Below are 21,866 nucleotides of genomic sequence, written 5' to 3' on the forward strand. Positions count from 1 at the left end.
TGGAGTAACAAAATGGGACAATCGAGCGTAGCACAGTTTGCCAGTGAATTAGGGCTGCCAGCTGAACTGCTCCTGGAGCAGTTGAGAGGAGCAGGCGTCAACAAGACTGCGTATGATGATGTACTCACAGAACAGGACAAAACCTCTTTGCTGGAATATCTGCGCAAAGAACATGGCGTACAAGAGCCTAAGAACAAGATTACGCTGACCCGTAAACAAGTTACTGAAATCAAGAAATCGGATAGCAGTGGTAAGGCGCGGACCATTCAGGTGGAAGTGCGGAAGAAGCGTGTACTTGTGCGGCGCGACCCAGCATTGGAGCCTGTGGTTGCAGAGGAGTCGGCTGAGATAGCGCCTGCTGCGGTTATAGATGAGCCAACATTGCAAGCCGCACCAGTTGTATTACCCGAGCCCGAGCCTGTTGTCGAGGCTGTGCCAGAGCCCGTTGCAGTAGAGCAGGAATTGGAGTCTGAGCCAGAGCCTACTGTTGCTCCCGCCGAACCTGAAGCCGGAGAAGTGGCTGTGGCAGTGGACGAAAAGCCAACAGCAGATGCGCGCCCGAAATTGACTGCTAGGGAGTTACTCGGCGCTGAAGAATTGGCTTTGCGCGAGCGCGAGGCTAAACGCCAGGCCGCATTGATGGCAATTCAAGCTGAGGAGCTGCGCAAGAAGCAAGAGCTGGCTCAGCGGCGCCAAGAAGAGGCCAAGCGTGCGGCTGAGGCTGCCGCGAACAAGCTGTCTGAAGGTACATTGCATAAGCCCGTAGCCAAAGAGGCTCCAAAGCCAGAAGAAAAGAATGCCAAGAAAACTGGCAAGAGCGGTGGCAAGGATTGGAACGACAGCGACGGTAAAAAGCGTGGTGGTGTCAAAGGTCGTAGTGATGCCGGCGTGGCTGGTCAGGGCTGGCGCGCCAAGGGAAGCAAGTCAAAGTCAAAGAACAATGAAAACCAGCAGCATGCATTCACAGCACCGACAGAGCCAATTGTGCATGATGTGTTGGTGCCAGAAACGATTACCGTGGGCGATCTCGCTCATAAGATGGCCGTCAAAGCCAGCGAGGTCATCAAGACCCTCATGAAAATGGGTATGATGGTCACGATCAATCAAGTGCTCGACCAAGAAACGGCAATTATTATCGTTGAAGAGATGGGTCACAACGCGAAGGCTGCTGCCTCCAATGATCCTGAAGCCTTCCTGGACGAGGCCGAACATGCTGAAGCTGTTCAAGAACCACGTCCACCTGTGGTGACGGTCATGGGGCATGTGGATCATGGCAAGACATCGTTGCTGGATTATATCCGTCGTAGTCGTGTGGCCTCTGGTGAGGCTGGCGGCATTACTCAGCACATCGGCGCTTACCATGTTGAGACGCCACGAGGCATGGTGACTTTTCTTGACACCCCGGGTCACGAGGCCTTTACTGCAATGCGCGCTCGCGGCGCCAAGGCAACCGATGTCGTCATCCTCGTCGTGGCAGCGGATGATGGTGTAATGCCGCAGACTATCGAAGCGGTGCACCATGCTAAGGCGGCAAATGTGCCGATTGTCGTGGCGGTGAACAAGATTGACAAGCCAGAGGCTAACCCAGAGCGTGTGAAACAGGAACTGGTCAGTCATGAAGTCGTGCCGGAAGACTGGGGCGGGGACACCATGTTCGTGGAAGTGTCTGCAAAGACTGGGGCGGGTATCGACAATCTGCTGGAAGCTGTGTTGCTTCAGGCAGAAGTCCTTGAACTCAAAGCACCCAAGAATATTCCTGCCAAGGGTCTCGTGATCGAGGGTCGGCTGGATAAAGGGCGGGGTCCGGTGTCGACAATTTTGGTCCAGTCCGGCACATTGCAACGTGGCGACATGATTTTGGCTGGCACGGCTTATGGGCGGGTGCGTGCCATGCTGGACGAGTCCGGGCGTGATGTGAAAGAGGCAGGCCCTTCCATTCCCGTGGAAATCCTTGGCCTATCTGACGTGCCGAGCGCAGGGGAAGAAGTGATTGTACTCAACGATGAACGCAAGGCGCGTGAGATTGCACTGTTCCGCCAAGGAAAATTCCGGGATGTGAAGCTGGCCAAGCAGCAAGCGGCCAAACTGGAAAGCATGTTTGAACAGATGGGTGAAGGCGAAGTCAAGGTCTTGCACCTCATCATCAAATCCGATGTCCAAGGCTCCTACGAAGCTTTGTCTACCTCGTTGCAAAAGTTGTCCACCGATGAGGTCAAGGTCAACATCATCCATACCGGTGTAGGCGCTATCAGTGAGTCAGATGTTAATCTGGCGGCTGCATCCAAGGCCGTGTTGATTGGCTTCAACGTCCGTGCCGATGCGGGGGCCCGCAAGCTGATTGAGAGCACCGGCGTTGATGTGCGTTATTACAACATCATCTATGAGGCTGTAGATGAAGTGAAGGCGGCATTGGGTGGCATGCTCTCTCCTGAGCAGAAGGAAAACGTCATTGGCACTGTGGAAATTCGCGAAGTATTCCGTATCTCCAAGGTTGGCTCTGTTGCGGGTTGTTATGTCCAAGATGGTGTGGTGCGTCGTAACTCCAAGGTACGCCTGATTCGGGACAATGTCGTGATCCATACTGGCGAATTGGATTCTCTGAAGCGATTCAAGGATGACGTCAAGGAAGTGAAGTCCAATTTCGAATGCGGTCTGTCGTTGAAGAACTACAATGAAATCGAGGTGGGCGATATCCTTGAAGTGTTTGAAGTCGTGGAAGTCGCACGGACTCTTTAAGCCATGGTGAAGGAATTTTCCAGAAGTGATCGTGTTGCTGAGCAGATTCAGCGAGAACTCGCTGATCTGCTGCAATTCGAGGTCAAGGATCCCAGGGTTTCTTCCATGGTAACGGTGACCGAGGTTGAAGTAAGTGGCGATATGTCGCATGCCAAGGTTTACTATACTGCCCCCCAAGGTACGCCTGAGCTACAAAAAGGATTAGAGAAAACAGCAGGCTTCCTGCGCAGTCAGCTGGCCAGGCGCCTGTTGTTGAGAACTGTGCCCCAGTTGCATTTCGTTTATGATGCTTCCATTGACCGGGGCATGCGCATTGCCAAGCTGATTGATGAGGCGCTGCCTCCTGTCGCCGATCCTGATCAGGACAGCGAGCCCAATTAACAAAACGGTTTTGGTGTGCAATTCAAACGAGTCAAGCGCAATATAGATGGTGTGCTGTTGCTGGACAAGCCGCTCGGCATTTCCTCCAATCAGGCATTGCAAATGGTCAAGCGGCTTTACCAGGCAGCCAAGGCTGGACATACAGGCAGCCTTGACCCACTGGCCAGTGGCCTGTTGCCCATTTGCCTGGGTGAAGCCACCAAATTTTCCCATTTTCTGCTTGATGCAGACAAAAGTTACCGGGCATTGGTGACATTGGGCAGTACGACAACCACTGGCGACGTTGAAGGCGAGATCATGACGCAAGCACCGGTAACGGTGACGCAGTCCGAATTGGAAGCCATACTACAGGACATGGTGGGCGATATATTGCAAGTTCCTCCCATGTATTCTGCATTGAAGCATGAAGGAAAAGCGTTATATGCATATGCGCGCGAGGGGGTAGAAATTCCCCGGAAGCCAAGGCCGGTGACCATACATGCCATTGCACTCGAGCGGTTTGACGGCAAGCAGTTCGAGATGGTGGTGTCGTGCAGTAAAGGGACTTATATCAGGACGCTGGCAGAGGATATAGGCAGTCGCCTGGGTTGTGGCGCTCACCTCGGTGGCTTGCGGCGCCTGACGACGGCGCACTTCAATCTAAAGAATGCTGTGACCATCGAACAGCTCGATCAAATGTCGCAAGCAGAGCGGGATGCAGTCTTGTTGCAAGTGGATGCTGCTATTGAAGACTTTCCAATTGTTACCCTGGATGCTGACAGCGCTTTTTATTTATTGCAAGGCCAAGAAGTGTGGAAGTCCGGGTTGAGCATTTCCGGGTTGTTCAGGTTATATTCCGAACAAGGTGCTTTTCTGGGTCTCGGTGAACAAACTTCCCGAGGATCCATTGCTCCCAGGCGTTTGCTTCGCCAGGCTGGCGAGTAATGAGCACGGTGCCTGCTCCAGGCGATCAGCCATTGTTGATCTATTGAACTTGGGCCTAGACTAGGTTATAATTAAAAGTTGATTGTAAATGAATGCTCTAGCGGGGTGGATGTAACCTGCATTTGCATTGACGCAAAACACATCTAACAAAACAGGATTAAGTTATGGCAATTACAGTTCAAGAAACAGCAAAAATTGTTGCTGATTTCCAACAAGCTCCAAACGATACGGGCAGCCCGGAAGTTCAGGTTGCGCTTCTTAGCGCCCGCATTACTTACTTGACAGAGCATTTCAAAAGCCATGCCAAGGATCATCACTCCCGTCGTGGTCTGTTGAAGTTGGTAAGCCAGCGTCGCAAGTTGCTGGATTATCTCAAGCGTAAGAATGCAGACCGCTATCGTACATTGATCGAACGTTTGGGTCTGCGTAAGTAGTTATCGCGCACTTGTGAATTCATAGGATAAGCCGAAAGCAACGCGGAGACGCAATGCTTGTCGGCTTATTTTTTTATTAAAGGACAAATATTGTGACGGCAATCAAGAAAACGATTACCTATGGTCAGCATGAGCTGACACTTGAAACCGGAGAAATTGCACGCCAGGCCGATGGTGCCGTAATGGTTAGTTACGGGGATACAGTGGTTCTGGTAAGCGTAGTTGGCAAGCGTGAAGTGAAAGAGGGTCAGGATTTCTTTCCGTTGACCGTAGATTATCAAGAGAAGACCTATGCTGCCGGAAAGATTCCTGGTGGTTTTTTCAAGCGTGAAGGGCGTCCTTCCGAAAAGGAAACACTGACCTCTCGCTTAATTGATCGCCCGCTACGCCCGTTGTTCCCAGAGGCCTTCTACAATGAAGTGCAGGTGGTCGCAACTGTAATGTCTTCCGATCCTGAAATTGATGCCGATATCCCTGCAATTATTGGTGCTTCAGCAGCTTTGGCCATTTCTGGTATCCCGTTCTACGGCCCAATTGGCGCTGCTCGTGTTGGTTATATCAATGGCGAGTATGTTCTGAATCCGACAGCCTCACAGCTCAAGGAGACCGCGCTTGATCTCGTGGTGGCAGCTACTGAAAGTGCTGTTTTGATGGTGGAGTCTGAAGCCAAGGAACTGCCTGAAGATGTCATGCTAGGTTCAGTGGTGTATGGCCACGAGCAGATGCAGATCGTGATCAGTGCGATTAATGAGCTGGCTGCCGAGGTCGGCAAGGAGCCGTGGGACTGGGCGCCTCCAGAGCCCAACACCGAGCTGATTGCCAAAGTTGAGGCGCTGGCTGGGGCTGACATCAATGAGGCCTATAAGATCAAGTCCAAGAGTGCTCGCTCCAGCAAGCTGGACGAAATCCGCAGTCGAGTGCTGGGTGAGCTGATCACGGAGACAACCTCGACCAGCGAAGCAAATGAAATCAAGTCCATTTTCCATAACCTGGAAGCCAAGGTTGTACGTAGCCAGATCCTGAATGGTGAGCCACGTATCGATGGGCGTGATACACGCACTGTGCGCCCAATCAGCATCCGCACTGGTGTATTGCCGCGCACCCACGGTTCTGCACTGTTCACCCGTGGCGAAACCCAAGCATTGGTCGTTGCTACATTGGGTACCGGCCGCGACGAACAGATCATCGATGCGCTGCAGGGCGAGTATGCCGACCGTTTCATGCTGCATTACAATATGCCTCCATATGCCACGGGCGAAACCGGTCGTGTCGGCACACCAAAGCGTCGTGAAATTGGTCATGGTCGTTTGGCAAAGCGTGCACTGCTGGCAGTACTGCCAAGTCAGGAAGAGTTTGGTTATACCATTCGCGTTGTTTCTGAAATCACCGAATCGAACGGCTCCAGCTCCATGGCCTCCGTCTGTGGTGGCTGTCTCTCCCTGCTCGATGCGGGCGTTCCGTTGAAAGCGCATGTCGCAGGTATCGCCATGGGCTTAATCAAGGAAGGCAACCGGGTTGCCGTATTGACGGATATCCTGGGTGATGAAGATCATTTGGGTGATATGGACTTCAAGGTGGCTGGTACTGAATCCGGTATTACTGCCTTGCAGATGGATATCAAGATCACCGGAATTACTGCGGAAATCATGCGAGTTGCATTGTCACAAGCCAAGGAGGGCCGTTTGCATATCCTCGGCCTGATGAAGGAAGCTGTTGGCGAGCAGCCTCAGGAACTTTCCGAGTTTGCACCACGTATCATCACCATGAAAATTAATCCTGAGAAGATCCGTGATGTGATCGGCAAAGGCGGCGCAGTGATTCGTGCATTGACCGAAGAAACAGGCACCACTATTGATATCGAGGAAGATGGCACGATCAAGATTGGGTGCACCAGTGCCGAAGCAGGGGAAGAGGCTAAGAAGCGTATTGAAGCGATCACTGCTGAAGTAGAAGTGGGGCAGGTTTATGATGGTACGGTCCTTAAGTTGCTGGATTTCGGTGCGATTGTTTCACTGCTGCCAGGTAAAGATGGTTTGCTGCATATCTCTCAAATTGCGCACCAACGTGTGAATGCCGTGGCCGATTTTCTCAAGGAAGGCCAAGTGGTGAAGGTCAAGGTATTGGAAGTGGATGACAAGGGCCGCGTGCGTCTGAGCGCTAAGGCATTGATCGAAGCACCTAGTGCCGAAGCGCCAGAAGAGCCAGCAGTAGCTGCAACAGGGGCGGATCAACAGTAGCCGTTATCTTGCTTCAGTAAAAAGGCCGGTGTATACCGGCCTTTTTATTTGATGATAGATGAAAACAATATGAAGATAGGTGATGCCCGCTCGGCGAAGCTGAACGGATAATTGCACCACTATTTTGCTTCGACCACTTTCTGGCGCAAGATTACATACGCCTTCATCGTGATGATAAACACTGAAAGTCAGGTGATGGTTATTTTGCTACCTGTTTTTCACGGATCTCGTCCAGCGTTTTGCAGTCAATGCATAGTGTTGCAGTAGGGCGGGCTTCCAATCGTTTTAGCCCGATCTCAATACCGCAACCGCTGCAATAACCATAATCGCCTTCGTCTATCTTGGCCAGCGTCTCGTCAATTTTCTTGATCAACTTGCGTTCACGGTCACGGTTACGCAACTCCAGCGCCATGTCGGACTCCTGGCTTGCCCGGTCATTTGGGTCGGCAAACATGGTGACTTCGTCCTGCATGGTATGAACCGTGCGATCAATGTCATGACTAAGCTCTGCTTTCCAGTCATTCAGAATTTTCCGGAAATGATCAAGCTGCTTATCATTCATGTATTCCTCACCAGGCTTTGGTTGGTAAGGAACAAACTGTCTTGTAATTGCTTCAGCCATGTGCGCCTTAAAAAGTTAATTTTCGATTAACAGAAAAATAAAGCAGGCGCAAGTGTACACTGAATAATTCAGTGATGCAAAAGCCCCGTAATGCAGGGCCTGGTGTACTGATCCATACACATTGGAAATTTAGGCTGGGGCTTGGTCGGATTCGCCTAATTCGAGTGCTGTCAGTGTATTCTGCATCAACGTGGCAACCGTCATGGGACCTACGCCGCCTGGAACGGGCGTAATCCAGGCGGCACGGGTTTTGGCAATGTCAAACTCGACATCGCCACATAGACTGCCGTCTGCTAATCGATTAATGCCAATATCTATTACGATTGCGCCAGGCTTGATCCACTCGCCTTTGATCAGGTGCGGCTTGCCTACGGCCGCAACCACGATGTCGGCGCGTGCTATGCTTGCCTGCAAATCTTTGGTGTGGCGATGGCAGCTGGTAACCGTGCAGCCTGCAAGCAGGAGTTCGAGCGCCATTGGGCGTCCTACGTGATTGGAAACGCCGACAACCACGGCATCCAGACCGAGCAGCCTGACACCTGTGGACTGCAACAACTTGATCACACCATACGGTGTACATGAACGCAGTGTGGGCTGGCGTACAGCCAGGCGCCCGATGTTGTATGGATGAAAGCCATCTACGTCCTTGGTGGCGCTGATGGTTTCTATAATTTTCTTTTCTTCGATATGCGCAGGAAGAGGAGACTGCACCAGAATACCATCCACTGCGTCGTCCTGATTGAGCTGCTTGATCAGTGCGAGCAATTCGGCTTCACTCGTCGTATCGGGTAGGTCATAGGCGAGAGAGCGAATACCGGTTTTATCGCAGGCCAGTCTTTTGTTGCGAACATAGATTGTAGAGGCGGGATCCGAGCCAAGAAGGATGACAGCCAATGTTGGAGCCCGCAGGCCTTTCTCCAACCTTTTGTCTATTAATGACTTTGTCTCGGACAGGGTGGCTTCGGCGATGGCTTTTCCGTTGATGATTTGGGCGGTCATGACAAGTTTTTTCAAAAATAATGCGATATTTTAGCAGAATCAGTTTGACCTTCCTGCCGGAGTGCGCTATATTTCTCGCCCTCGGGGTGTAGCGTAGCCTGGTAGCGCGCCTGGTTTGGGACCAGGATGTCGGGAGTTCGAATCTCTCCACCCCGACCATTTTCTTTATTGATGATTGCCCGACAATCTGCCCGTAGCTCAACCGGATAGAGCACCAGCCTTCTAAGCTGGGGGTTACAGGTTCGATTCCTGTCGGGCAGGCCATTACACTGGTTTTTATAATCCGGTTTCAATGGTGGCTGTAGCTCAGTTGGTAGAGCCCTGGATTGTGATTCCAGTTGTCGTCGGTTCGAGCCCGATCAGCCACCCCATTCTCCTTGCAATCTTGTGCCGACAGGGCGTTATGCTTATAGTAGCGCCATGGTTTGTACTCATTTCTCCCCCCACATGATTCACGGAAAGCCGTTCCGATGGTTGCACAGCTTCCTGCGCTGATCATCATTGATGATGATCCATTGATCACCGATACCCTGCATTTTCTGCTTGGCAAGGATTTCGACGTCTATGTTGCCGAGTCGCGCATGCAGGCCAGGAGCACGCTGCGTCAGCTTGAGACTCCGCCCCCGCTTGCACTGGTGGATTTAGGGTTGCCTCCGGTACCGCACAAGCCTGACGAGGGTTTCAAGGTGATTGGTGAGCTGCTTGCACATGCACCTACCATGAAAATCCTTGTGCTTTCTGGCCAGAACGAAGAGGCGAACGTCAAGCATGCACTGGCCTTGGGTGCGGTCGACTTCATTCCCAAGCCGTGCGATGTGGAACGCCTGCGCCAATTGCTGCAAAATGCGTTGAAGCTGCAAGACGCAGAACTGAGTGAGACGGCGAGCGCGGATGATGACTGGGGGTTGCTGGGCAATAGTCTGCCCATGCAAACCTTACGCACGCAGATTGCCCAGTTTGCGGATGCTCCTTTCCCTGTACTGATTGAAGGGGAGTCTGGTAGCGGCAAAGAATTGGTTGCCAGTTGCCTGCATCGCTTCAGCCGCCGCTCGCAACAGCCTTATCTTTCCCTGAATTGTGCTGCGATTTCGCCAAATCTTGCAGAGTCCATCCTGTTCGGTCATGGCAAGGGTTCATTCACCGGGGCAGCAAACGCGCATAGCGGCTATTTCGAGGATGCTGGTGAAGGCACATTGTTTCTCGATGAGGTGGGTGAACTGCCGCTGGAGTTGCAAGCCAAGCTGTTGAGGGTGCTGGAAAACGGCGAGTATCAGCGCATCGGGGAAACCCAGACGCGCCGCAGTCGTGCACGCATCGTCGCTGCAACGAATCGCGATTTGCGGGAGGAAGTTCGTGCGGGTAATTTCCGAATCGACCTCTATCACCGGCTAAGCGTATTTTCGGTACGCGTACCACCATTACGGGATCTGGACCAGGACCGCTGTCTGTTGTTGGAGCATTTCAATCAGTTTTACGCCCGTGAAACTGGGCAAACTCCTTTTGTTCTGGATAGCCAGGCCAAAGAGCGCTGGCTGGGCTATCACTTTCCCGGTAACGTCAGGGAGTTACGCAACATCATCATCCGGCTGGTGGCCAAATATTCTGGGCAGGTTGTGACGGATGTGCAGTTGGCCTCGGAGCTGGATCTGATGCATAGCGGCCTGGATCAAGGTACCGGGAATGGTGCAGATGTCCCGCTGATCACCGATGAAAATGCGATGGCGAGTCAAGCACACAAGCACTTGCAGATACAGGCCAATGTCAATCTGGACCAAGTGCTGAAATCCTGGGAGCGGGCGTATGTGGACGCTGCCATGAAAATTACCCATGGCAACCTGAGTCAGGCGGCTAAGCTGCTGGGCATCAACCGCACGACACTCTATAGCCGTATCCAGCTACAGCAGGACTACAAAGGCGAATAGTGTATTACGCACATTTTGGCCTCAAAGAGCCGCCGTTCAAGATTACCCCCAATACTGACTTTTTCTTCCGCGGTGGCAATCGCGGCGCGGTGCTGGAAGCGCTACGCTATGCCATCCTGCATGGGGAGGGGATTGTCAAGGTGGTCGGCGAGGTGGGTAGTGGCAAGACCATGCTGTGCCGCATGCTGCAAACCCAGCTGCCAGACCATGTGGACAGCGTCTACCTGGCCAATCCCAGCATGGCGCCGGAAGACGTGCTGCATGCGATTGCGCTGGAGCTGCACCTGGACATTCCTGACAGGCTGAGCAAGCTGGAGGTCATGCAGCGGCTGCAGCAGGCCTTGCTCGACAAGCATGAAGCCAGACGCCAGGTGGTAGTCTTTGTAGAAGAAGCGCAAGGCATGCCATTGGCCACGCTGGAAGAAATCCGTTTGCTCACCAATCTGGAAACCCGCCACCACAAGCTCCTGCAGATTGTGCTGTTTGGCCAGCCTGAGTTGGATGACAACCTCAACCAACGACAAATCCGCCAGCTCAAGGAACGCATTACCCATAGTTTCTATCTGGGCCCTCTGAGCAGGGATGAGATTGCTGAATACCTGATGTTTCGCCTGCGAGCAGCAGGATATTACGGGCCCCCATTGTTCACCAAGCGTGCCGTCAAACAATTGGCCAAAATGGCGCAGGGGTTGGTGCGCCGGGTGAATATTCTGGCCGACAAATCCTTGTTGGCGGCCTTTGCCGCCAATGCCGATCAGGTAACGCCGAGGCATGTCGCTGCTGCGATCCGAGACAGCGAGTTCGCCGGTGAAATACAGCGTCCGGTAGGACGCTGGAGCGTCCTGATCGGGGGGCTAGTACTGGGGGTAGCTGGCATGGCTTTATATGCCTGGAGTCAGGGCATGCTGCCGTTGCCTGTCGCGCCTGCACCAGTGACGCATGCCGAGACGGAGCAGCGTCTGGAAGAAGCGCATTCCTTGGAAAATGAAAGCGGACGCGGGATGTCTGGCGTCCTTCCACTGTTGATGCAACGTGAGGAGGCATCGCTTGTCTGGCTCGACAGCACACCGCCGGAATATATCACCATAGCGCTGATGCATGATTTTCCGGAGACCGACCAGGAAAAAGAGCAGCAGTTGTTATCGGCGAACCTGGTGCTGGATGATGTTTATGCCCTGAGGACTAAAGTTGGCGAAGAAGACCGCGTTATCATACTGTATGGCGCATATGAGAACCGTCAGCAGGCTTTGGAGGAATTCAGGTCATTACCAAAAGCGCTGCAAATGGGCGCATACTTGCGCACTATTGCTGGGATCAGAGAGGAACTGTTGCAACATCAATGACTTGGTTGTCATTATTTGTGTGTGGGCTGAGTTTGCAATCGTATAATTGAGTATGGGATCAATCCCGGAAATAGAAATGACGAGAAGGGGGTAACGCGTTGTCCGGCCAATTGCCAAAAATTGCCAGCATTCTTATCCTGCCATGTGTGCTTGGATTGGTGGGTTGCGCCCACCAATCCACAGTTTCTCCTTCCAGCGGTCATATTGACGAAGATCCGTCTGTGAGGCTGGCCTCGCCTGCCAGCATTCCCAAGCCGGTCAAGAGCAGCAACTATCTGCCCCACCCAAGCCCAGAGTCAAGGAGCAGACCTATAGCGTGGTCGTCAACGATGTGCCGGTCAAGGAAATCCTCTTTGCACTTGCGCGAGAAAGCAAGCTGAATATTGACATTCACCCGGCCATCCAGGGGCGGGCGACACTCAATGCGGTTGACCAGACCCTGCCTGCCATCCTGGAACGCCTCGCCAAGCAGGTCGACCTCACCTACCGTGTGGACGGCAATGTATTGAACATTACGCCTGATATGCCGGTGCTGCGTAGTTACAAGGTGGATTATGTCAACATGTCACGTGATACCACAGGATTCATCGGTGCCGCGGCAGAGATTGCGAGCACTGGACGGGCAGCTGCGACTGGTGGGATCGGTGGGGCCAGTGGCGGCATGGGCGTCTCGGGCGCCAGTACGTCCGGTGCTTCCGGTACCGCGAATAGCTCACGCACTGCAGTCAACAGCGAGTCCAGAAATCACTTTTGGGAAACCTTGATCCAGAACCTCAAGGATATTCTTGCCGAGACTGATAAGGAGGTGATCATCACTCGCACTGGTACTGCATCTCAGACAGAGGATGCTGCTGCAACCCATGCCGAAGATGAAGCCTCATCCTCTATACAGGCACCGTCACGCAATAGCGCGGAAGAGCGCGAGCAGGCGCGTACGGAATACAGGACATTGTTTGCCGCCACTGTCATTGCCAGCCCGGAAACAGGCATCATCAGTGTGCGTGCGACCAACCGCCAGCATGAGAAAGTGCAGGAGTTCCTTGATAAGGTGATGGACAGCGCCAGGCGCCAGGTATTGATCGAGGCCTCCATCGTAGAAGTGACATTGAACGATACTTTTCAGGCTGGCATTGACTGGAGTCGGTTGGGCAATGGCTTCAATATGAGAAGTGAGCTCGGGTTGAGCTCTGTGCTGACGCCTGCGGGGATCGCAGGAACGGCAGGCACATCCGTTCCGTTCAGTGTGGGGTATTCGAGCACCAACAGTGATATTGATTTCAGCCTGCGGCTGTTGCGGCAATTCGGCGATACCAAGGTGCTGTCCAGTCCAAAGCTGATGGTATTGAACAACCAGACCGCCGTTCTCAAGGTAGTGGATAATCTGGTCTATTTTACCATTCAGTCGCAAATATCTCAGGGCACCGTCCAAGGCTCCGCCAACTTGCAGGCCGTGACCACTACGCCGAATACTGTGCCTGTGGGTGTCGTGATGAGCGTCACGCCTCAGATTAACGACTCAGGACTGGTAAATATCAATGTACGCCCTACTATTTCGCGGGTGTTGGGATACGTGGATGACCCCAATCCCCAGCTAGCTGCGGTGACACCACCGATCGTGAGCAGGATCCCTCAGATCCAGGTGCGTGAGCTGGAGTCAATGCTACAGATCAATAGCGGCAATACCGCAGTGCTTGGGGGCCTGATGCAGGACAATATCCAGCAAGCGACGGACAAGGTGCCGGGTATTGCTAAGGTGCCATTGGTGGGCAAGCTGTTCACCGCGCGCAGCAATTTCAATGTGAAGACCGAGCTGGTGATTTTCCTGCGGCCCATTGTGATTCGGAATGCCAGTCTGGAAAGTGATGAGCTCGCCTCATATAAGCAATACCTGCCTGCCCAGCAGTTGCAGAGGTTGATTGATGAGTCTGTTAATTAGCGCATTGCAAAAGGCGGAGCAGGCCAAACAACAGCCCTTGGAGAAGGCCGAGCTCGAGGAGTTCTTGCTGGATATCGCGCCAGCTGAACCTGTGCGTGGCGGCGAGGCCAACCAGCCTTCAGTAGCGGAAGCAGGTACGTCCCCGTCGATGGGCGAGCCTGCTGCACAACAGCGCGCGGCGGCTCAGCTGCTTGCCGCCAGGGCCGATAAGATAAAGCGGGATGCGCTGATTTCGCCATTTGCCCAGGGGCGTTTATTGCTTTTGCTGGTGCTGCTATTAGGGGGTGCCGTGTTCTGGTACTTGAACTCCTTGGACCAGCCGGAAGTGATGGTACCCAAGCCTGTAGTCATGAGTGCTGCACAGGATGCCAGCCAGCCCGAGCACGATCTTAGGGAAGCAAGTGTTGCTACACCCGAAGTGATGAAAGAGCCCAATCCTGTTCAGGCGCAAGAGCAAGCGGTGGGACTGTCTGCAGCCAGTACGCCCGCGAATGTCATAGCGCAGAAAACAGTGCCTCAGGTATTTGGTGAAGTGCCAATAACACCGGCTGATAACCAAATATCGGTCACTCGCAATCGTCCGGCGGCGGTGGTCAATCAATATGTGCTTACGGCCTATGAGGCATTCAACCGCGGCGATGATACGGCTGCGCAGCAAGCATACCGGCAAGCATTGCAGGCAGATGTGCGCAATATCGATGCGCTGCTGGGCATGGCGGCGATTGCAGCACGCCAAGGCCGGACGCAGGATGCCGTAGGGTGGTATCAGCAGGTGCTGCAGGTCGAGCCGCGCAACAGCATCGCACAGACAGCCTTGCTGGAATTGCAGGGGCAGGCCGATCCGCTGAGCAGTGAAACCCAGCTCAAGAACCTCATCGGCCAGCAGCCGGGGGAGGCCTACCTGCATGCCGCATTGGGCAACCATTATGCTGAACAAGGACAATGGCCGCTGGCGCAACAATCCTATTTCCAGGCGCACCACCTTGATACCGCCAATCCCGAATATGCATTCAATCTGGCGGTGAGCCTAGATCACCTGGGAAAACACAGCCTAGCATTGGAATATTATCAGCAGGCACAGGCATTACTGGCCGGCAATGACGCTGCGAGTGTGGACCAGGCACAGCTGGCTGCCAGGATACGCCAGCTTCAGTAGGGCTTTCCGCTCGTAGGATATGCCGTGGTTCGGGGTGCTCGGGCCCACACATAACGGAAGCAACATCATTCATGGTAGAACAACGTCGCAAGCTCCGCTTGGGGGAGTTAATGGTGCAGCAGGGGCTGATCAGCCAGGACCAGCTGCGTATCGCCCTCATGGAGCAGGAGCAGAGCAATATTCCGCTGGGGCGCCAGCTGGTGCGCCTGGGCTTCGTTACCGAAGCGATGGTGCGCGATCTGGTGGCGCATACCATTGGCCAGGAAAGTATCGATCTTGCCACGGTCGTGGCCGATGGCGAGGCGCTGAAAATGGTGCAGGAGAGTTTCGCGCGCCGCTATCATATCCTGCCGGTGGCATTCGATGCCAACACGCGGCAGTTGACTGTGGCAATGTCCGATATGTTCAACGTGGTGGCGCTGGACCAGTTGCGGGCGACTGTGGGCGCCCAGGTGCAGGTCAAGCCTGTGCTCGCCGCGGAGGCTCAGCTTGAAGACTATATTGACCAGTTCTACGGCTACGAGCTGTCGGTGGATGGCATTCTTCGCGAGATCGAGACTGGGGAAATCGACTACCAGAGCCTGCAGACAGGCGGGGACGAATATACCCAGCCGGTGGTGCGCTTGGTCGGTGCCCTACTCATGGATGCGGTGAAGCGCGGAGCATCTGATATCCACTTCGAACCCGAGTATGCCTTTCTGCGCATCCGTTACCGCATTGATGGTGTGCTGCAGCAAGTGCGCAGTCTGCACAAGACCTATTGGCCCGGCATTGCCGTGCGCCTCAAGGTCATCAGTGGCATGGACATTGCCGAGACGCGATCTCCGCAGGATGGACGCTTGAACATGAACCTGTCTGGCAGACCGATCGATTTCCGTGTTGCCAGCCATCCCACCATCCATGGCGAGAATATCGTACTGCGGGTGCTCGACCGCGAAAAGTCGATTATCCCGCTCGAGCGCATGGGCTTGCGCGATCAGGCGCTGGACGAGTTGAAGCTCATGATGACGCGGCCGGAGGGCATCGTCATCGTGACCGGCCCTACCGGCAGCGGCAAGACCACGACGCTCTATTCGCTGCTTTCCTTCCTCAATACCGAAGGCGTCAACATCATGACATTGGAAGACCCGGTCGAATATCCTGTGACCATGATGCGCCAGACCTCGGTGGCGGAAGTGAATAAAGTCGACTTTGCCAACGGCATCCGATCCATCATGCGCCAGGACCCGGACATTATCCTGGTGGGCGAGGTGCGGGATGCCGATACTGCCACCATGGCGTTCCGCGCTGCGATGACTGGCCATCAGGTGTTTACCACGTTGCACACTAATTCTGCGCTGGGCACGTTTCCGCGCCTGCTTGATATTGGCATCTCGCCCGACATCATGGCTGGTAACATCATTGGCGTAGTGGCACAGCGCCTGGTGCGTGTATTGTGCCAGCACTGCAAGGAAGCCTATTTCCCAAATGACGAAGAGCGTAAGCTGCTGGGCAAGAACATTCGACCGGATTTGCGAATTCACCGTGCACCTGGTTGCAAGCAGTGCGGTTATACCGGCTTTCGCGGGCGCATGGCCATCATGGAGCTGCTGAGGGTGGATAGCGAGATGGATGCGTTGGTGGCGCGTCGTGCGCATTTTGACGAAATGCGCGACCTGGCATTGCGGAAAGGATTCGTCACGCTTGCGGAAGACGGTATCCGGCGCATCATCGAAGGACATACCAGCCTTGCTGAAGTGATGCGGGTGATTGATCTCACTAGTCGGGTCAGTTAGAAAGCCAGCGGATGCCAACCTTCAACTATAAGGCAGTGGATCAAACGGGCAAGGCGGCGCATGGTCAGATCGATGCCTTGAACGAAATCGACCTGGAGCTGCGGCTGAAGCGCGTGGGTTTGGACTTGATCACGTTCCGGCCATCCAGCCTGAGGCCGTCGATCCTGAGCCGCAGCAAGGTCAGCCTGCAGGATCTCGTGATTTTCTGTTTCCAGCTCGAGCAACTTACCTCGGCCGGCGTGCCGTTGCTGGAGGGGCTGGTGGATCTGCGGGACAGTACCACCAACCCGCATTTCCAGAAGATTATCGGCTCCCTGGTTTCCTCAGTGGAGGGCGGCAAAATGCTGTCGCAGGCATTGGCGGAGTACCCGTATGTCTTCAATCGCGTATTCGTCAGCCTGATCAAAGCCGGGGAGCAAACCGGGCGTCTACCGGAAATTTTCCGCCATCTGGCTGATACGCTCAAGTGGCAGGACGAACTGATCTCGCAGACCCGCAAGCTATTGGCATATCCCACGTTTGTCCTGGTGGTGGTTGTAGCAGCCGTGATTTTTCTCATGGCCTACCTGGTGCCACAGATGGTGTCGTTCCTGGGCAATATTGGCCAGGCATTGCCGTTGCAGACCCGCATCCTGATCGCGGTATCGAATGCCGTGGTCGGATATTGGTGGTTGATACTGGGCCTGCCGTTATTGATAGCTACCATATTTGGCATTGCCATCCATCGCAACCCTGACGTGCGATACCGCTATGACTTCATCAAGTTGCATCTGCCGGTCACGGGAAATATTCTCAATAAAATCATCCTGGCGCGGTTCTCGCGCTATTTTGCGCTGATGTACCAGACAGGCATTCCCGTGCTGGACGGCATACGCAGTTGCGAAGAGGTCGTGGATAACCTTGTGGTGGCAGAAGCATTGAACCGGGCTTGGCAGCAGATCAATGCAGGGGAAAGCATGAGCGACAGTTTCCGTAATGTCGGCCTGTTCCCGCCCTTGGTGGTGCGCATGATCCGCGTAGGCGAGAGCACTGGCGCGTTGGACAAGGCATTGCTCAATGTCAGCTATTTTTACGACAGGGATGTCAATGAGTCCGTGGAGAAGCTGCTCAAGATGATTGAGCCAGCCTTGACCGTGATATTGGGCGCTATTCTGGCGCTGATCATGTTCTCTGTGCTTGGTCCGGTGTACGATTCCTTCAGCCAACTTAAATTATAGCCATATGTTCGAACGCCTCATCCTGTGTGCTACCCATGACCGGTTGATTGCCAGTCGCTGGCGTTTCGGGCGTTTGCGCGGGATCGAGATATTCGATAACCAGCCGCATGGCCACCTCGGATTCGCTGAATTCCTGGCACGCTACCATTACATCCCGACCTATCTCATGGTAGATGCGCTGGAAGAGGATTTCCACCTTGAGATTTTGCCTCATACCTCGGGTCGTTCTCGCAAGGAACTGTTGCAGCGCAAGCTCAACCAAGTCTATCGCGGCACTACCTTCAAGGCGGCGCAGTTTCTCAGTCGCGAACGCGACAAGCGCAGAGATGACCGTTTTCTCTTCGTCGCATTGAACAATACCGAATCCCTGCAGCCATGGCTGGATGCTCTGGCTGCCCAGGATGTGCCGCTTGCGGGCGTCTACAGCCTGCCGATGGTCAGCCAGCTGTTGCTGCACAAACTCAAGTTCAAGGCCGGTGATATTCTGCTCAGCGAGCAGCTGTCGTCAGGCTTGCGCCAAAGCTATTTCAACCAGGGGCGCCTGCGCGTCAGCCGGATGGTGCAAATATCTCCCGAGGCATATCAGCAGGTATCTTACTTTCATCTGGTGGAAACGGACAAAGCCAGGCTCTATCTGTTGAGCCAGCGCCTGATCGCGCGCGATACTTCGCTCCGGGTAGTCGTACTCACGCCGGCAGAGGACGCAGAGCAGATCAGCCGCAATATCCAGCAAGAGCAGGGACTACCATGCGAGCATATCAACTTGGCGCAACTGGCAAAACGCAGCGGGTTACCTCTGGAGCAAGTGCGCCAGTTGCCAGAGCTGGTGCATATGCAACTGCTGGCACGCGGTCACAGGCCGGACAACCTGGCTCCCGAGCCGCTGGTCAAAACCTACAGGGTGGAGCTGGTACGCAAAGGCTTGGTGCTTTCCGCGCTGATCATTGCCGTCCTGGGATTGTTGCTGACCTCGCTGTATGTGGCGAAATCGGTCGAAGATATGCACCAACTCAATCAACTGGCAGTAGAAACCAGCCAGCAGGAGCAACGCTATAAAGAGGTCGCGGATAACTTCCCGGTCACGCCGGTTCAGGGCATGGATCTGCAAGTCGTTGCCAGCGTGCATGATGCCATTGCCAGGCAGACGGCTACACCGGCCAGGATGATGAATGTCTTGGGCACCGTCATGGATCAGATGAGCAGCATACAATTGAACCGCTTGCGCTGGGTCGTCAGTCAGGATGTCCATTTCAAGGATGAAGCAAGTGCTAGCGCTATACAGCCAGAAAATTCTGCTGGTACGGGAGAGGCTTACCAGATAGGGTTCATGACCGGTGAAATCCGCAATTTCAATGGAGATTATCGTGCGGCGCTGGAAACGGTGCAACGGTTTGTCGAGATGTTGAATGCAGATGATGAGGTACAAGATGCCACTGTGCTGCAACAACCGGTAAATGTGAGCTCTTACTCAAATTTGCAGGGCAGTACCACTGATGAGCGTACAGCGCGAAATGAAAAGGCCGAGTTCAAGCTCAAGGTCATACTGAGGCCGGAAGTGGAGCAGGGAGTGCAGCCATGAAATTGAACCGACAGGACTGGCAAAGACTGGCACTGCCATTGGCCGCCTTGCTGGTGTCGCTGGTGTTTGCCATCGGCATGGTGACATATGCCCAGGGCTACCATGGTGAAATCGAACAACGGCTGCAGCAGCAGCAAAACCTGTTGATGCAGGCACGCTCGCGCCTGTTGGCCTCGGATCAGGAGCGTGACAACATCATCCGCTACTTGCCGGTCTACCAGCGCCTGATGGATCAAGGCTTCATCGGCGAAGAGCACCGCATTGAATGGGTGGATGCATTGCGCAATATCCACCAGACTCAGCGGCTGTTTGGCATCAAGTACAGTATTGGCGCACAAGCACCCTACCAGCCCGGCTTCATCGGCAATACCGCGCCCTTTACCCTGTACCGCTCCGTCATGAAACTTGAGCTTTCCTTGCTGCATGAGGGTGATCTTCTCGTCTTGCTGGACGGTCTGAGGCGCTACCAGAGCACGCCTTTCCTGGTGCGGGATTGCACCATGGAACGCAGCGGTGTCCCAAGCACCACGATATTGGTTCCAGTGGCTTCAGCGGCCTGCGAGATCGACTGGCTGACCTTGCGCGAGTCCACGGCCGGAGCAATGCCATGATGAGAGTCATCCTTCTATCCCTGTTGCTGTGTGTCCATGTCGGTGCTGCGGCACAGTCTTTTGGTCGGTTGTTTACCACGCCTGCCGAGCGGGAAAGCCTGGAAAAATTGCGCCAACATCAGGGTGGCCAGTTACTGGAGCAGCCGGTCCAGGCGCCTGCTGTTTCTGGACAAGTACCAGCTCCCGTGCCGCCGCAGGAACTCAGTGTACAAGGCTATATACAACGCAGCGACGGTGGCAAGGGCACGGTCTGGATCAACCACCAGCCGTTACAGGAAGGCAGCGACAACGGCCAACTGCAAGTGGGGAAAGTCAACCGCCAGGGCATTCCCCTCACTATCCATGAAAGCGGGCGCCAAGTACGTCTCAAGGCCGGACAGGCATTCAATCCGGACACTGGCGAGATCATTGAGCGCAACGTGCACACGGCGGCACCCGGGCCGGCGACCAACCCGGCTGAACAGGGGACGATCCGGTAGCGTGCTGATGATGGTTGTTCATCGTTCCCATTTTTACCGGCATTCTTGCCGTGCTCAACGCGGGGCGGCATTGCTGCTTGCCATGTTCATTATCGGATTGGCAGTAACGGCGTTGGTGATGAGATCTTACGATGCTGCTGAAATGAAGGCCCGGCAAGAAGAAAAGACAATGAAGGCATTGGCGGAAGCAAAGGCTGCTTTAATTGCGTGGTCGGTTGCACATCCTCAATGGCCGGGTGTAATGCCGTTCCCCGATAGAAGCGATGATCCAGAGGGATATGACGGTAAAAGTGATTGTCCTCCTGCATCTGCAACCAACTTTTCTGATGGCTTATTGATCGGGCAATTACCAATATATGGGCAAACGACGCCATGTATTTCTCCACACATTGGGATAGGAGGGAATTGGCGCGATGGAGCAGGAAATAGAATCTGGTACGCAGTATCGCGAAACCTTGTACGGACAAGAACAGCTGCCGCTTCAAATTTACCTATTATTAATCCAGGTATATTGACTGCTGCAGGAGCGAGCTCGCCCTATAATGGCACAGATGCGACAAAGCCACATGCGTGGCTTAAAGTCGTAGATGCTAATGGAAATATTTTATCTGATCGTGTTGCTGCAGTTCTCATTGCACCTGGTGCGCCTATCGGTAATCAAAATAGAACAATAAACGCGGGTGTAAGTCATTTTCTTGAAAGTTCTTTGAATAATAATCAGACGTTTGTTAGGAAAAATCAAAGTACAGATTTTAATGACAAATTAATTTACATCACGATTGATGAATTAGTTGAAGCGTTGGCTCATAGAGTGGTGCGGGAAATCAAGAATGCGAGTTTTCCTGAGAATGGCTTAATCAGACAGTGCATTTTGCACGACACCTGCCAGATTGATACTGCATTGTCTTGGAAAATGCGGGGAATTTATGTAAGTGAAGGGCAACCACCTGCAAGTGACCAAATCGACAAACAATTACATTGTAGGCGTGAGCCGGTGTCAGATGCGCTGGAATGTAGTGATAAGTCCCAAATTGAGCTCAGTGAAGAAGATAGTAAAGCACTCTCACTTACTATACCTCTAGATAGTTCTTATCTTGGTCTGACAATGACTATGAGAAACATTGAGAAGCTCAGAGCTATGCATGCTGTTATCGAAGTCAAGGATAAGTCTAATCAAGTGCTTGGGCGAATTAAGCCGACTAATTCTGGAGGAATGCTAGAAGTATCCAATGCGAACCTAATGCAAGTGTCAAAAGAGGCATACTGGGATGATTGGTTTTTTCAGAATGAATGGGGAAGCTATACTGACATAGTGATTTCACCAGCTATGCGCAGGCTAGAATCTGATTGTGATTCTGGTTGTTTTACTGTGCATAGAAGCAATGGTGTTATTGAACATAATGTGAAGATGTTGATATTGGTAAGACGCGAAGGCGTAGGAGATATTGCCCTGCCAATTGTTTACGAGTCAGACCCAAAATTTCTTGCTATGTATTGGTTGCAATAAATGCTAAA

At 53.6% G+C, this 21,866-nt stretch carries 17 protein-coding genes and 3 tRNA genes; 18 read left to right on the top strand and 2 right to left on the bottom strand.

Annotated elements, in window-relative coordinates:
* Positions 1-12 precede the first annotated feature (12 nt).
* From infB to pnp, 5 genes are all read left to right on the top strand, one after another.
* Positions 13-2,736: a translation initiation factor IF-2 gene (gene infB / locus MFLA_RS00355; protein ID WP_011478435.1), complete on the top strand. Its 2,724-nt coding sequence runs from the start codon at positions 13-15 to the stop codon at positions 2,734-2,736.
* 3 nt (positions 2,737-2,739) lie between these two features.
* Positions 2,740-3,117 (top strand): 30S ribosome-binding factor RbfA, encoded by a 378-nt coding sequence (gene rbfA / locus MFLA_RS00360; protein ID WP_011478436.1) that lies wholly within the window; start codon positions 2,740-2,742, stop codon positions 3,115-3,117.
* A gap of 15 nt (positions 3,118-3,132) precedes the next feature.
* Positions 3,133-4,041, top strand: a complete 909-nt coding sequence (gene truB, locus MFLA_RS00365) for a tRNA pseudouridine(55) synthase TruB (RefSeq protein ID WP_011478437.1) — start codon at positions 3,133-3,135, stop codon at positions 4,039-4,041.
* Positions 4,042-4,205: 164 nt separating this feature from the next.
* Positions 4,206-4,475: a 30S ribosomal protein S15 gene (gene rpsO, locus MFLA_RS00370; RefSeq protein ID WP_011478438.1), complete on the top strand. Its 270-nt coding sequence runs from the start codon at positions 4,206-4,208 to the stop codon at positions 4,473-4,475.
* 92 nt (positions 4,476-4,567) lie between these two features.
* Positions 4,568-6,712 carry a polyribonucleotide nucleotidyltransferase gene (gene pnp / locus MFLA_RS00375; protein ID WP_011478439.1) on the top strand — a complete coding sequence of 715 codons (2,145 nt, stop codon included), beginning with the start codon at positions 4,568-4,570 and terminating at the stop codon, positions 6,710-6,712.
* 199 nt (positions 6,713-6,911) lie between these two features.
* Here the strand turns inward: pnp and dksA are convergent, their stop codons facing one another.
* Positions 6,912-7,334 (bottom strand): RNA polymerase-binding protein DksA, encoded by a 423-nt coding sequence (gene dksA, locus MFLA_RS00380; protein WP_011478440.1) that lies wholly within the window; start codon positions 7,332-7,334, stop codon positions 6,912-6,914.
* Positions 7,335-7,463: 129 nt separating this feature from the next.
* Positions 7,464-8,333, bottom strand: coding sequence for a bifunctional methylenetetrahydrofolate dehydrogenase/methenyltetrahydrofolate cyclohydrolase FolD (gene folD, locus MFLA_RS00385; RefSeq protein WP_011478441.1), 870 nt, complete (start codon positions 8,331-8,333; stop codon positions 7,464-7,466).
* 82 nt (positions 8,334-8,415) lie between these two features.
* Between folD and MFLA_RS00390 the strand changes: the two genes are divergently transcribed.
* The 13 genes from MFLA_RS00390 to MFLA_RS14215 all read left to right on the top strand — a co-directional run bounded on the left by MFLA_RS00390 (position 8,416) and on the right by MFLA_RS14215 (position 21,858).
* A tRNA-Pro gene (locus MFLA_RS00390) sits at positions 8,416-8,492 on the top strand.
* Between the two features lie 28 nt (positions 8,493-8,520).
* Positions 8,521-8,597, top strand: a tRNA-Arg gene (locus MFLA_RS00395).
* Between the two features lie 31 nt (positions 8,598-8,628).
* A tRNA-His gene (locus tag MFLA_RS00400) sits at positions 8,629-8,704 on the top strand.
* A 99-nt stretch (positions 8,705-8,803) separates the two neighbouring features.
* The gene (locus MFLA_RS00405; protein WP_011478442.1) at positions 8,804-10,255 is read left to right on the top strand and encodes a sigma-54-dependent transcriptional regulator; all 1,452 of its coding nucleotides are present in this window, start codon (positions 8,804-8,806) and stop codon (positions 10,253-10,255) included.
* Positions 10,255-11,598, top strand: coding sequence for an ExeA family protein (locus MFLA_RS00410; RefSeq protein ID WP_011478443.1), 1,344 nt, complete (start codon positions 10,255-10,257; stop codon positions 11,596-11,598). Before MFLA_RS00405 ends, MFLA_RS00410 begins: the two co-directional genes overlap by 1 nt.
* Before the next feature lie 316 nt (positions 11,599-11,914).
* A complete protein-coding gene (mshL, locus tag MFLA_RS00415; protein WP_011478444.1) occupies positions 11,915-13,534 on the top strand; it encodes a pilus (MSHA type) biogenesis protein MshL in 1,620 nt (539 codons plus the stop codon).
* Positions 13,518-14,690 (top strand): tetratricopeptide repeat protein, encoded by a 1,173-nt coding sequence (locus MFLA_RS00420; RefSeq protein ID WP_011478445.1) that lies wholly within the window; start codon positions 13,518-13,520, stop codon positions 14,688-14,690. The genes mshL and MFLA_RS00420 overlap by 17 nt, the downstream gene beginning before the upstream one ends.
* A gap of 71 nt (positions 14,691-14,761) precedes the next feature.
* Complete coding sequence (locus tag MFLA_RS00425) at positions 14,762-16,465, top strand: GspE/PulE family protein (protein ID WP_048811460.1); 1,704 nt, start codon at positions 14,762-14,764, stop codon at positions 16,463-16,465.
* 11 nt (positions 16,466-16,476) lie between these two features.
* Positions 16,477-17,682 carry a type II secretion system F family protein gene (locus MFLA_RS00430; RefSeq protein ID WP_011478447.1) on the top strand — a complete coding sequence of 402 codons (1,206 nt, stop codon included), beginning with the start codon at positions 16,477-16,479 and terminating at the stop codon, positions 17,680-17,682.
* Between the two features lie 4 nt (positions 17,683-17,686).
* Positions 17,687-19,261 carry a hypothetical protein gene (locus tag MFLA_RS00435; RefSeq protein ID WP_011478448.1) on the top strand — a complete coding sequence of 525 codons (1,575 nt, stop codon included), beginning with the start codon at positions 17,687-17,689 and terminating at the stop codon, positions 19,259-19,261.
* Positions 19,258-19,872 carry a hypothetical protein gene (locus MFLA_RS00440; RefSeq protein ID WP_011478449.1) on the top strand — a complete coding sequence of 205 codons (615 nt, stop codon included), beginning with the start codon at positions 19,258-19,260 and terminating at the stop codon, positions 19,870-19,872. The genes MFLA_RS00435 and MFLA_RS00440 overlap by 4 nt, the downstream gene beginning before the upstream one ends.
* Complete coding sequence (locus tag MFLA_RS00445) at positions 19,869-20,351, top strand: hypothetical protein (RefSeq protein ID WP_011478450.1); 483 nt, start codon at positions 19,869-19,871, stop codon at positions 20,349-20,351. The genes MFLA_RS00440 and MFLA_RS00445 overlap by 4 nt, the downstream gene beginning before the upstream one ends.
* Positions 20,352-20,358: 7 nt before the next feature.
* Complete coding sequence (locus MFLA_RS14215; protein WP_195742032.1) at positions 20,359-21,858, top strand: hypothetical protein; 1,500 nt, start codon at positions 20,359-20,361, stop codon at positions 21,856-21,858.
* Positions 21,859-21,866: the final 8 nt, after the last annotated feature.

Source organism: Methylobacillus flagellatus KT (assembly GCF_000013705.1).
Lineage (GTDB): Bacteria > Pseudomonadota > Gammaproteobacteria > Burkholderiales > Methylophilaceae > Methylobacillus > Methylobacillus flagellatus.